Genomic DNA, 11,892 nt, shown 5'->3' with positions numbered 1-11,892 from the left:
AATACCTATGCGCGAGGTGTTGCCCGGACGCACTCAGGCTTGGGGACAGGATGGCGGCTCTAAGCAGGAAGGGCGGCACGGTTACAGTATCGCAGTGAGCCGGCGCAGCAGATAGAGTCTAGCCACCACAGCTAATGTGCGTTGACCTTGCCCTGGCCTGTTGCGATAAGCCGGTGGGTTTTTTGTCGGGTTTCAACTTGAACAGTGACCACAGGACGACCGTTGATGGACTGCGTGCAATTGCAGTCTTCCCGGTTATTCTCTTCCACGCCGGCTCGCCGCTTTTCGTGGGTGGGTATCTTGGCGTCGACATCTTTTTCGTCATTTCCGGTTACGTAATCGCTCGCACCCTACTCAAGGATATGGCCCACGAGCGGTTCTCGATACTCCGCTTTTATGAAAAGCGAGCGCGGAGGCTTCTACCGGCTCTTATACTGGTGGTGTTGGCGTCATTCATTCCGGCATGGCTTTGGATGATGCCGGATCAGTTGAAGAATTTTGCGCGTAGCATTGTTGCCACGGCCTTCTTCGGATCAAATTTCTTCTTCTGGTGGGATGCCGATTATTTTTCGGAATCGCTGCATCTGAAACCGCTGTTCCACACCTGGTCGCTGGCGGTGGAAGAGCAGTTTTACGTCTTCTTCCCACTGTTGCTATGGGTGATATACGGCAAAGGCAGGAGGATGTGGCTAACCCTGACACTTATCGGGGTGGCTTCGCTTTGCTTGGCGCAATTGATATCAACCCGATTTGCAGCGGCAGGCTTCTATTTGTTCCCCACGAGGGCTTGGGAACTAGTCGTCGGCGCCTTGCTGGCGGTTGCTGAGCAAAAGTTCGGCGGCCGCCCGACAACCACGACTCTGTCTCGCGTCATGCCCGTAGTTGGAATGGCCCTCATCGTTGGTTCGATAGTGCAATTCAATGGCGCAACGCCTCACCCGGGAATTCTAACCGTCGCTCCGGTGAGCGGCGCTGCACTGCTCATCTGGTACCCGGGCGGCAGAGACCCGGTGTCCAGACTTTTGGCTTCGGCCCCTATCGTCGGCTTGGGCCTCATCTCGTATTCGCTCTATCTTTGGCACCAACCCCTATTCGCCTTCGCCCGATTGTATTCGATCAACGAAGTGGAATGGCCGACCTACGCCGCACTTATCGCGCTTGCCGTCGTGCTTTCCTACCTGTCATGGAGGTTTGTCGAACAACCGTTCAGGAAACCGGGGCTAGTCTCTCCGCCGACTGTTTGGACTGCATCAGCCTCGGCGCTCGTTTCGCTGATCGCTGTGGGCTACACCGGATATGCCATGAACGGCTTCCCTGGGAGGCGGCCGCCGATCGAGGTGGCGGCGGGCTATTTAAATTCAGCCGGGCAAGACTGTTTCAGGCACAATTGCATTGTCGGCGATCCGGTTCCTCCAACCATCGCGCTGGTCGGGGATAGCCATGCCGCTGCCTTGGCAACGAGTTTGGACCGCGCATTGAAGGGCTCCGGTAAGTCGGCTTTGGTGCTCGCCACCGGGGATGTTTTGGTTAAGTCGTTCCCGAACTTCTATTACCGGGCGGACGAATGGAACGACATCCTATCAAAACAGAAGGCCCAGATATTCGAGCCTCAGATTGAGACCGTTATCCTTGCCGGCCGCTTCACTCTAAGAATCGAAAATACGGCATTCGACAACGGAGAGGGCGGCATCGAAGGCCTCGACGCAACCTTTGTCGGAAGAAGCGAACAGGAGAAGCAGACTTTCACCCAATCGATTATTGATGGCATTCAGGACCTTGAGCAGCGAGGCAAGAAGATCATCCTCGTGTATCCGGTCCCTGAAGTGGGCTGGGTGGTGCCCGCGACATTGCAGAAAATGTCGATGCGGCAAATTCGGGATGGCCTAACCACATCCTACGACGTCTACAAAACTCGCAACTGGCGAGTGTTCGAGATTTTTGACAAATTCGTCTCAGCCGACGGTGACATTATCGCTGTACGTCCTGATCTGGTTCTCTGTAACACTTTCGTCAAAGATCGTTGTGCCACCAACCAGGCTTCTGATGTTTTCTACCATGATGACGACCACCTGTCGGTCAAAGGCACTGACCTTGTCGTTCGTCAATTGATGGACGAAGTGAAGGCTCGCTGGGGAGATTTCCCTTCAAGCGGCAATCGAGAATTCGTCGGCGCTTTGAAGTAGCCGGGTTCCCTACCTTCTGAAAGGAACGACCATGAACCACAACGTGCCCAACGGCGCGGCGACTGCTGCTGCGCGCAACAAATACTCAGTCTGTCGCCCGTCCTCGGTCTCATCGGCCGCTCCGACGGCATTGACAAAGCCCGGGCCGCCGGAGGGCTGCTCCGCGGCTTGTCACGGAAACGGTTCAAGGTTCGGGAGGTGTTGTCGCCGATATGCGGAACGCTGGCGGCCGGCTGACCGATAGTCTCGCCATCGACGACACCGAGCGCACCATCATCAAGCTGTTGCCAACGCCTTCAGCTGGCACCGTGGCGGCGTGGAAGGCGTTCCGCGCGACCTAGGCCTTCTTCACAAACTCGGTTTTCAGCACCAGCCCTTTGACTTGCTTGGTATTGGCCTCGACCTCGCCGGGATTGCCGTTCAGGCGGATGTTTTTGACCAGGGTTCCGCGCTTGAGCGTCTCCGAGGTCCCCTTGACCTTCAAATCCTTGATCAGCGTGACAGAATCCCCGTCGTTCAACTGCGTTCCGTTGCTGTCGCGTACCACTACATCGTCGGTCATGTTGCCATCTCCTGAGTTGGCCTCGCACTACACCGCTGAGACGGTGTTAGCCAAGTGAAGCTGGAGCGATTTGATTAAACATTCGGCTGACGCCATCAGTTGGCGCAGCGATTGCGTGGCAAGCGTTCTGCGCGGCTTAGGTTTAATTGGGTTGGCAAAAACAAACGCACGTACTGAAGCATCCTCGCGCGTCGCAAAATCCGTTGTAATCACATGATGGCGACCAACCATTGGGGCAGTTTCGGTAGCATGAGCTCAACGGCTTGTTCTTGAGGATCGTCTTCTTCTTCAGTTTAGCGATAGTCGATTGAGGTAGCTGAGCTCCGTTTCGCACAACGGGATCGGCGGCAAATGCCGTTCCTGCAAAAAATAATGCTGCGACTGCAAAGCTTAGAACTCTCATGTCAGCCCCCTTCAATGAGGCCGCAAGCTTGCTCCTACGACGCAGAGAAGTCATGCCTCAAATGGGGTAAGTTAGAAGCTTGGTATACTCAAGCGCTTATCATTTCGTAATCATTCGTCATAGTTTTCTGTTTGTGTGGATCGCAGTAGCGTGGAAATCATAATGTTCTGACGAACTATTTCAGCTTATCGGCTGCAGCCAACACGGCCAGTTCATATGCGTAGATGAATGGTCGATTTCTGACGCTCGCTATCGTGTCTCGTTCATCTGGGCTCGCGTAGCTCGGGTGCCAGTATCCAAGGTTGTGTGCGATCTCATGTGAGATCTTTGATGCCCAAAACTTCGGATCGTCGTGTCGAATTTGATCACTGGCCATACGGTCGGAGTTGAGCCGAATGTACAGAAAGCCCTTTGGATTCACTCTGGTCAGCCACAGTTTTGGATTTCCATATGAGTCGTAAAGCCCGCCCCCCCACCAGACATTTTCTTTGCCGCCGGCATACGATGATATGACGATGGCTGGGATGTCGGTGTCGGAATTAAGTACCTGCGCGAGTTGGCTCGTGAATAGTTCCACACTCTGTGGCCTTATCGCGCTGACCGAATAAAGGTATAGGTAATCTTCTTGCTCCTTGCTTGGTATCGGCCCGGCTGTTTCCGTCGAGTTTAAGTAAGCCTCCGTTACGACAGAATAATCTGTCGCGACTGTCAGGTAGATGCTTATTGCTGCTTGCAGGACAGGCTTCATGTGGTCGGGAAAAGCGGGGTCGAGCCATAAAGCAATTCTCCGCTTTTTGTCATGCGACGTGACAACGTTCCCGTAGCGTGCGAGGTCGCGGGTCGAAAGCTGAGCGTGCAATTTTTGGCGTGCCGCATCGAACTTAAGCGAACCCTCCTCTGGGTTTCCGTTCTTAATTAAGGCCTTGGCTGCCGCGATGTCAGTCTGAAAAGCGTAGCAAAACCCGGATCCATAATGCTGGCTATTCGCTTGTCGTCGTTCCAAATCCATTCTGGCAAATACTGCGGGTAGCGTTCTTGCGCTATGGCAAGCCCAATATTGAACAACAGAAAGATTGCAGCCAGTGCACTTCTCATAGCTCCCCCTTGGCGGAATACTATCCTTCGCCAAGCCACCAATAACTTATTCGCTAGCGCCTGTCGCTGGCGTTTGGACGACCAAAATTGGGTGGAGGCGTGGCGCGGGTTGGCGCCTGAACCGCTAGGTGCCTGAGAATTATCATTGATCAGAAGGCCCGCTGGAATACCGGCTGCACGCCAACCCGCTTGACTAGAAAAGACGTGATCTGTTTCCTTATTTGGGATAAGGATCGTCACGCAGCGTCGGGCGAGCGCTTCTTCTTGTCCTGCTGGTGCTTCTTGCTCTTTTCCAACTCGCGCTTGCGCACGATTTCGACCAGGATCTGGTAGGCGGCTTCGGCCTCGCTTTTGCTCAAGCCCGCCAGGAGCTGGTTGGCGAACACGACAGGCTGATCCGTCTCGTTGTCCCAGATGGTCCAAAGGTCCGTTGGGTCCAAAACAAGCTCAAAACGTTCTTTCACGATCGCCTCCGTTCCTGCGTGCCCGGCAAGACGGGACACGGCGAGAGTGGTGCGCGATTCTATTGAATGAAAGATGAGTAAAATCAGTAGGATAAGATTAGAATTTTATCGAACTGTCGAATTTTCATCTGATCCGACCCGACAATGCGGCTCAATCGATAAAGATCAGTGAAACAGAGCCGCCGGCATGGCGCTCCAGCCGGCCGGCCAGGTCGAGTTCCAAAAGGACCATCGCCACCTGCGCTGGATGCAGGCCGGTATGGCGGATAATTTCGTCAATATTTACAGGTGTTTGGCCGAGGGTCTCGGCAACACGCTCGCGCTCGCTGTCGCCAGGTGGCGGCGTCGCGGAAAAATCCGGCGGTTCTTCCACAGGCAATGTCGGCGTTGCATGCCCTCCAACCAGCGGCATTAGCGCATTAAGCACGTCTGCGGTTTCGGTGACCAGAGTTGCGCCATCCTTAATAAGACCATTGGTGCCGCGGGCGCGCGGATCGAGCGGCGAGCCCGGCACCGCGAACACCAGCCGGCCCATTTCGCCAGCCAGCCGCGCGCTGATCAGCGAGCCGGAACGATCGGCGGCTTCGACGACGATCAGGCCGAACGCCATTCCGGCAACCAGCCGGTTGCGGCGCGGGAAATCCTGCGCGCGCGGCTGCCATCCGAACGGCATTTCGGAAACGACGGCGCCACGCTCGGTGATCTCCTCGAACAGGCCGAGATTTTCCGGCGGGTAGGGGTGGTCGAGGCCGCCGGCCAGCACCGCGACAGTGCCCGTCGACAGGCTGCCCTGATGGGCGGCGGTGTCGATGCCGCGCGCCAGGCCCGAGACGATGGCATAACCTTCGCGGCCGAGTTCCGCCGCCAGCATGCGCGCCATCTTGATGCCGGCGAGCGAAGCGTTGCGAGCGCCGACGATGGCGACAGTCGGCAAGGCGAATACCGCGCCGACGCCCTTGATCGCAAGCACGGGCGGCGGGTGGTCCATGCGCTTCAAGAGCGGCGGATAGTCCGGCTCGCCGATGCAGACGAAACGTGCCCCGGCCCGGCGGGCCGTTTCCATTTCGGCTTCCACCTCGGCGATGCTTGGGATCTTCGCCAGGCGGTTGGCGCCGCCGGAAAGCGTCAATTCAGGCAGGAACTCGAGCGCCGTCTCGGCGGAACCGAAGCGGTTGATAAGGTCGCGGAAAGAGGCCGGGCCGACATTGGGCGTGCGGATCAGTCGAAGCCAGTTCAGCCGCTGCCGGTCGCTGAGGTGCAGACCGGCGACGGGGCTGTTCATCCCTTTGCTCCGATCCGGCCCTCGGTGCCGGCCCGCAGCCGTTCGATGTTGGCGCGGTGCTTGTAGAAGACGAGCACGCTCATCAGGGCGAAAGCGAGACCGTATTCAAGGTGGCCGAGGGCGAAAAGCGCGACCGGCACCACCACGCAGGCCGTCAGCGCGGCGAGCGAGGAGTAGCGGAACAGCACCGCCATCGCCAGCCAGACGGCGGCGAAGATCAGGGCCACCTGCCAGGCGAGGCCGATCAGCACGCCGAGATAGGTGGCGACGCCCTTGCCGCCCTTGAAGCCGAGCCAGGCGGGGAAAATGTGGCCGATGAAAGCGCCGGCACCCGCCAATGCGCCGGCCTCCGCGCCATAGCGCGCGAAGATCAGCGCGGGAACGGTTCCCTTCAGCGCGTCGAGGACCAGCGTGGCCGCCGCCAGGCCCTTGTTGCCGGTGCGCAGCACGTTGGTGGCACCGATATTGCCGGAGCCGATCTTGCGGACATCACCAAGGCCCGCGGCGCGGGTGAGCAGCAATCCGAACGGGATCGAGCCGCACACATAGCCGACGATGGGCGCCAAGACCAAAATGAAAGACATAGTCCCCCCGGGGTTGCCCGCGCTTCTGGACGAGCGCTAGGCGGAAAACACTGTGCGGCCTGCAACCAGTGTTTGCAAGACCTTGCCCTGCAGGCGCGCGCCTTCGAAGCATGTGTTCTTGGAGCGCGAGCGGATGCCGGCCTCGCTGACGATCCACGGTTCGTTCAGGTCGACCAGCACGAGATCGGCCGAAGCACCAGGCTTCAGCGTGCCGCCGGGCAAGCCGAACAGCCTGGCTGGCGCCGTTGACAGCACCTCGATCACCCTGAGCAGCGACAGGTCTTCATTGTGGTAGAGGCGCAAGGCCACGGCGAGCAGCGTTTCGAGGCCGACAGCGCCGGCCGCGGCATCGGCGAAGGGCAGGCGCTTGGTGTCGACGTCCTGCGGATCGTGCGAGGAGACGACGATGTCGACGGTTCCGTCCTTCAGCGCCTCGATCATCGCCTGCCTGTCCTCTTCGGCGCGCAGCGGCGGCATCAGCCGGAAGAAGGTGCGGTATTGCCCGACATCGTTTTCATTAAGCGCCAGATTGTGGATGGCGACGCCGGCCGTCACATTGGCGCCGTCCGCCTTGGCGCGTGCGATCGCCGCCGCCGACATCGCGGTGGAAATCTTGGCGGCGTGATAATTGCCCCTGGTGAGCCGGGCGAGCGCCAGATCACGCTCCAGCGGGATCAGTTCGGCTTCGCGCGGGATGCCCGAAAGGCCGAGCCAGCTGGCATAGAGCCCTTCGTTCATGACGCCGGCGGAAGCGAGGTCCACATCCTGCGTCTCATGGGCGATCACCGCGCCGAAATCGCGCGCATAGGTCAGTGCCCGGCGCATCACCAGCGCATTGGCGATGGTGTGGCGTCCATCGGTGAAGGCGACGGCGCCTGCCTCGCGCAGCAGGCCGAATTCCGTCATCTCGCGGCCGGCAAGCCCTTTGGTGACGGCTGCCGCCGGAAAGACATTGACGCTCGCCGTATCCTTGGCCGTGCGCAGCACGAATTCGACCAGCGCGACCGTGTCGATCGCCGGGTCGGTGTCGGGCATCATCACCAGCGAGGTAACGCCGCCGGCGGCCGCCGCCTGGCTGGCCGAGCGGATTGTCTCGCGGTGTTCGCCGCCCGGTTCGCCGATGAAGACACGAGCGTCGACCAGGCCCGGAATGATCGCCTTGCCGGCGCAGTCGATGACCTGCGCGCCTTCCGGAATGCCCTGGTTCAGCGCTGCCGCACCGGCCGCAAGAATGGTCCTGCCATCGACGATGACGGTGCCGATCTCATCGATACCGCGCGACGGATCGACGATGCGGGCGCGCTCGAAAACCGTTTTCGTCATGCGCCGCGGCCCTCCTGGTTGCGGCGTGGATCGAGCAAGGCCTCCATCACCGCCATGCGCACGGCGACGCCCATCTCGACCTGTTCCTGGATGACGCTTTGCGGCCCGTCCGCCACTTCCGAGGCGATCTCGACGCCGCGGTTCATCGGCCCGGGATGCATGACCAGCGCGTCGTCCTTGGCGGCCTTGAGCTTCTCGGCATCGAGGCCGAAATAGCGGAAGTATTCGCGCACCGAAGGCACGAATGCACCCTCCATGCGTTCGCGCTGCAGGCGCAGCATCATCACCACGTCGGCGTCCTTCAGCCCCTCGGCCATGGAGCGGGCAACGATGACGCCCATGCGCTCGATGCCGGAAGGAAGCAGCGTGGAAGGCGCTACGACGCGCACCTGCGCGCCCAGCGCATTGAGCAGGATGATGTTGGAACGGGCGACGCGCGAATGCAGGATATCGCCGCAGATCGCCACGATCAGCTTCGACAACGGCCCTTTGGCGCGGCGGATGGTAAGCGCGTCGAGCAGCGCCTGGGTGGGGTGTTCATGCGTGCCGTCGCCGGCATTGACCACCGAGCAGCCGACCTTTTGGGCGAGCAGGGCGGCGGCACCCGCCGACTGGTGGCGAATGATCAGGATGTCCGGCCGCATGGCGTTCAGCGTGATCGCGGTGTCGATCAGCGTTTCGCCCTTCTTCACCGAGGACGAGGCGACCGACATGTTCATGACGTCGGCGCCAAGCCGTTTGCCTGCCAGTTCGAAGGACGACTGCGTGCGCGTCGAGGCTTCGTAGAACAGGTTGATCTGGGTGCGCCCGCGCAGGGTCGAGGTCTTCTTCTCGGACTGGCGCGAAATCGCCACGGCACGGTCGGCGCGGTCCAGAAGCAGTTCGATGTCGGCGGGAGAAAGGTCGCTGATGCCCAGGAGGTGGCGGTGCGGATACAGCGGAAGGGACGAAGCGTCGGTCATCTCAAGGGGGTGCTATAGGGCGGGCGCGTTCCCCCCGCAAGCGCCCGCTTCGGATAGAGTGGCTATCCACCGGTATTTTCGTCGCGCGCGGGCGGCACCTCCGTTATAAACCGGCGGACGGTCCGGGATTCGAGCATCGGGCGCCGTTGGAACCGGAATGAAAGGGAACGCGTGGCCGACGACGTGATGAACCAGCCGCCGCCGCTCGCCGGCGGAAATGCCTGGCGAGGCGACCCGCTGCTGATTCAGCTGGCCGAGCGCTTTTCCGAACCCGTGCGCAAGGATCTCGACGGGCTGGGCCGCTTCGTGCTGACGCAGGAGGCGCAGGATCTCGCTCGCCTCGCCAACACCGACACGCCGAAATTGCGGACGCATGACCGGCAGGGCAAACGCATCGACCTGGTCGAGTTCCACCCTGCCTATCATGCCCTGATGCGCCGCTCGGTCGCCAACGGGTTGCATTCCTCTGTCTGGGAAAACGGCGAGGCCGAGATCGGCCGCCGCCATCAGGTGCGCGCCGCGCGCTTCTATCTGACGGCAGAGCTCGAGACTGGCCATCTTTGCCCGATCACCATGACCAACGCCTCGCTGGCCGCCTTGATGGCCAACCCGAAGATTTTCCGGGAGTGGGCGCCGCGGGTGACGACGCGCAAATACGACCAGGCGCAAAAGCCGCCGGTGGAAAAGGCTGGGCTGACGCTCGGCATGGGCATGACCGAGAAGCAGGGCGGCACGGATGTGCGTGCCAACACGACAAAGGCCGAGCGCGCCGGTTCCAGCGGCTTTTATCGCCTCACCGGGCACAAATGGTTCATGTCGGCGCCGATGTCGGATGCGTTCCTGGTGCTCGGGCAAGCGTCGGAAGGTCTGTCGTGCTTCCTGGTGCCGCGCATCCTTGGCGATGGTTCGGGCAACGGGTTCCGTTTCCAGCGTCTCAAGGACAAACTCGGCAACCGTTCCAATGCCTCGTCGGAAGTGGAGTTCGAAAACGCCATCGGCGAGATGGTGGGCGAGCCTGGCCACGGCATCAAGACGATCATGGATATGGTCACGCTGACCAGGCTGGATTGTGCGGTAGCCTCCGCAGCGCTCATGCGGGCAGGGCTGGCGGAGGCGGTTCACCATTGCCGCTATCGCAAGGTGTTCGGTGCGAACCTGATCGACCAGCCCTTAATGCAGCGCGTTCTGGCCGACATGGCGCTGGACGTCGCCGCCGCCACGGCGCTGTCGTTCCGCCTGGCGCGTTCCTTCGACGAGGCCGCCGCCGATCGCGGCGAGGCGGCCTTTGCCCGCGCCATGACCCCGGTGGTGAAATACTGGGTCTGCAAGATCGCGCCGCCGCTGCTCTACGAGGCGATGGAATGCCTCGGCGGCAATGGCTATGTCGAGGAGGCGCCGCTGGCGCGCTATTATCGCGAGGCGCCGGTCAACGCGATCTGGGAAGGGTCCGGCAACGTTATGGCGCTGGACGTGCTGCGTGTCGTCAGCCGGGCGCCGGCGCTCTTCGAGGAGGTTCTCGCCGGTATCGACCGCGACCTCGGCGCCAATGGGCGTGGCACGATCAGTGTCCTGAAGGCGGCCATGCAAGTGGCTTCGACCGACGAAGGCTCAGCCCGGATTTTGACGGAACAGCTGGCGCTGGCGGCGGCCGCGGCGGAGTTGAAGCGGCTGGGGGCAGGGCGCATCGCCGATGCCTTCATCGAAACGCGGCTGGCCGGCCAATGGCGTAACACCTATGGCATGCTGGATTCGCGCCACGACGCCCGCATGATCCTGGACACGCTCTATCCGGAGACGAACTAGCACCGATCGAGCCTTCCCTTCTCCCCTTGTGGGAGAAGGTGCCTGAGCCCGGCGGCAAAGCCGCCGCTGGCGAAGGCGGATGAGGGGTGTTGGACGGAGTGTTACTTCGCAGGATGCGAAGTGGGTTTTGACGGGTGCTAGTTCCGAAACGCCTCGTTTCCTCCAGCACCCCTCATCCGACCTCGCCTTCGACGGCGGCTTTGCCGCCGGGGCTCGGCCACCTTCTCCCGCAAGGGGAGAAGGTAAGGGGCCCTGCCTGTTAACCTTAACAAATGGTTTCCATTGCAGCGCGGGGCGACAAGCCCCACTGTCTTTTCCCACGATAGGAAGACCATGCGCCGCGTTCCGCAACCATTCAAAGGCCAGAACAGAACCGCCCATTGGGCGGTTATGGTTAAGGCGTATGCGGGATTCCGGCGTCGAGCAGCCGGAAAGGTGGGCTGATGCGCACCTTGCTGCTGCTTTGGATCACGCCGCTCGTACTTTTCTGGGGCTGGTACTTCCTGTCGCTCAACGACATGAACTTTGGCTATGTGATGCTGAGCCGCCAGCTGCACGACATGGTCTTCCAGCTCTACGGGGAGATCCTCGGCATCGATCCGGCCATCATTCCCGGCATGGTCGCCAGGGCATGTGTTTTCGATAGTTTCCTCGTGGCCGGCATCATCGCCTTCCGCCGGCGCAAGAAGATCGCGGCATGGTGGCGCGGCAGGGCTGCCGCGCGAGACAGCGCCAAGCGGGTCAGCTCAATGCTCGAAGGCGGTCCAAGGCTCCCTGCAGAATAAAGGCGGCTGCCGCCGAATCGATGCGCGTTTCGCGCTTGCGGCGCGACACATCCATTTCCAAGAGCGCGCGTTCGGCGGCGACCGTGGACAGCCGCTCGTCCCACAAAATGAAGGGCAGCGGGCTGAGCGGCGCCATGTTGCGCACGAAGGCACGGGATTTCTGCGCGCGAGGCCCCTCGGAACCATCCATGTTGATCGGCAGGCCGATGACGATGGCCGCGACATTCTCCTTGCCGAGAAGCGTGAGCAGCGCGGCGGCATCGAGCGAGAACTTCTTGCGCATGATGACCGGGCGTGGATGCGCGAAGGACTGGCCTCGGTCCGACACCGCCACTCCGATGGTCTTGTCGCCGAGGTCGATGCCGGCCAGTGTACCGCCCGAGGCCAGCAGGGGAGGCACGTCTTCGATTGCGATTATACCCAAGTGCTTTCCTTTGACTTGACCC

12 protein-coding genes are annotated in these 11,892 nt (G+C 60.9%); 4 read left to right on the top strand and 8 right to left on the bottom strand.

The annotated features are described in order from the left end of the window. Positions 1-197: 197 nt before the first annotated feature. On the top strand, positions 198-2,183 hold the full coding sequence (locus tag QFZ88_RS01195) for an acyltransferase family protein (RefSeq protein ID WP_051512155.1): 1,986 nt from the start codon (positions 198-200) through the stop codon (positions 2,181-2,183). A gap of 212 nt (positions 2,184-2,395) precedes the next feature. After that, positions 2,396-2,524, top strand: coding sequence for a hypothetical protein (locus tag QFZ88_RS01190; RefSeq protein WP_275040862.1), 129 nt, complete (start codon positions 2,396-2,398; stop codon positions 2,522-2,524). On the opposite strand, the gene QFZ88_RS01185 is transcribed toward QFZ88_RS01190, so the two are convergent. The 7 genes from QFZ88_RS01185 to QFZ88_RS01155 form a co-directional block, all read right to left on the bottom strand. Continuing rightward, positions 2,521-2,745 carry an alkylphosphonate utilization protein gene (locus tag QFZ88_RS01185; RefSeq protein WP_024926930.1) on the bottom strand — a complete coding sequence of 75 codons (225 nt, stop codon included), beginning with the start codon at positions 2,743-2,745 and terminating at the stop codon, positions 2,521-2,523. The genes QFZ88_RS01190 and QFZ88_RS01185 overlap by 4 nt on opposite strands. A 578-nt stretch (positions 2,746-3,323) precedes the next feature. Beyond that, entirely contained in the window at positions 3,324-4,157 is an 834-nt protein-coding gene (locus tag QFZ88_RS01180) for a hypothetical protein (protein ID WP_024926929.1), read from the bottom strand. 322 nt (positions 4,158-4,479) lie between these two features. Then, a complete protein-coding gene (locus tag QFZ88_RS01175) occupies positions 4,480-4,707 on the bottom strand; it encodes a hypothetical protein (protein ID WP_024926928.1) in 228 nt (75 codons plus the stop codon). Between the two features lie 151 nt (positions 4,708-4,858). Beyond that, entirely contained in the window at positions 4,859-5,989 is a 1,131-nt protein-coding gene (gene dprA / locus QFZ88_RS01170) for a DNA-processing protein DprA (RefSeq protein ID WP_024926927.1), read from the bottom strand. Beyond that, entirely contained in the window at positions 5,986-6,573 is a 588-nt protein-coding gene (gene plsY / locus QFZ88_RS01165; RefSeq protein WP_024926926.1) for a glycerol-3-phosphate 1-O-acyltransferase PlsY, read from the bottom strand. The genes dprA and plsY overlap by 4 nt, the downstream gene beginning before the upstream one ends. A gap of 36 nt (positions 6,574-6,609) precedes the next feature. Next, positions 6,610-7,896 carry a dihydroorotase gene (locus QFZ88_RS01160; RefSeq protein ID WP_024926925.1) on the bottom strand — a complete coding sequence of 429 codons (1,287 nt, stop codon included), beginning with the start codon at positions 7,894-7,896 and terminating at the stop codon, positions 6,610-6,612. Beyond that, positions 7,893-8,858, bottom strand: a complete 966-nt coding sequence (locus QFZ88_RS01155; protein ID WP_024926924.1) for an aspartate carbamoyltransferase catalytic subunit — start codon at positions 8,856-8,858, stop codon at positions 7,893-7,895. Before QFZ88_RS01155 ends, QFZ88_RS01160 begins: the two co-directional genes overlap by 4 nt. Before the next feature lie 171 nt (positions 8,859-9,029). Between QFZ88_RS01155 and QFZ88_RS01150 the strand changes: the two genes are divergently transcribed. Both QFZ88_RS01150 and QFZ88_RS01145 read left to right on the top strand, forming a co-directional pair. Further along, a complete protein-coding gene (locus tag QFZ88_RS01150) occupies positions 9,030-10,661 on the top strand; it encodes a DNA alkylation response protein (RefSeq protein WP_024926923.1) in 1,632 nt (543 codons plus the stop codon). Positions 10,662-11,104: 443 nt separating this feature from the next. Continuing rightward, on the top strand, positions 11,105-11,446 hold the full coding sequence (locus tag QFZ88_RS01145; protein WP_024924130.1) for a DUF6105 family protein: 342 nt from the start codon (positions 11,105-11,107) through the stop codon (positions 11,444-11,446). On the opposite strand, the gene ruvX is transcribed toward QFZ88_RS01145, so the two are convergent. Further along, entirely contained in the window at positions 11,403-11,870 is a 468-nt protein-coding gene (ruvX, locus tag QFZ88_RS01140) for a Holliday junction resolvase RuvX (RefSeq protein WP_024924129.1), read from the bottom strand. The two genes, QFZ88_RS01145 and ruvX, sit on opposite strands and share 44 nt — an antisense overlap. Between the last annotated feature and the right edge of the window lie 22 nt (positions 11,871-11,892).

This window comes from Mesorhizobium sp. YL-MeA3-2017 (assembly GCF_030814575.1).
Classification (GTDB): Bacteria; Pseudomonadota; Alphaproteobacteria; order Rhizobiales; family Rhizobiaceae; genus Mesorhizobium; species Mesorhizobium terrae.
The sequence above is the reverse complement of the archived record's forward strand: the minus strand, read 5'-3'. Positions and strand labels throughout refer to the sequence as shown.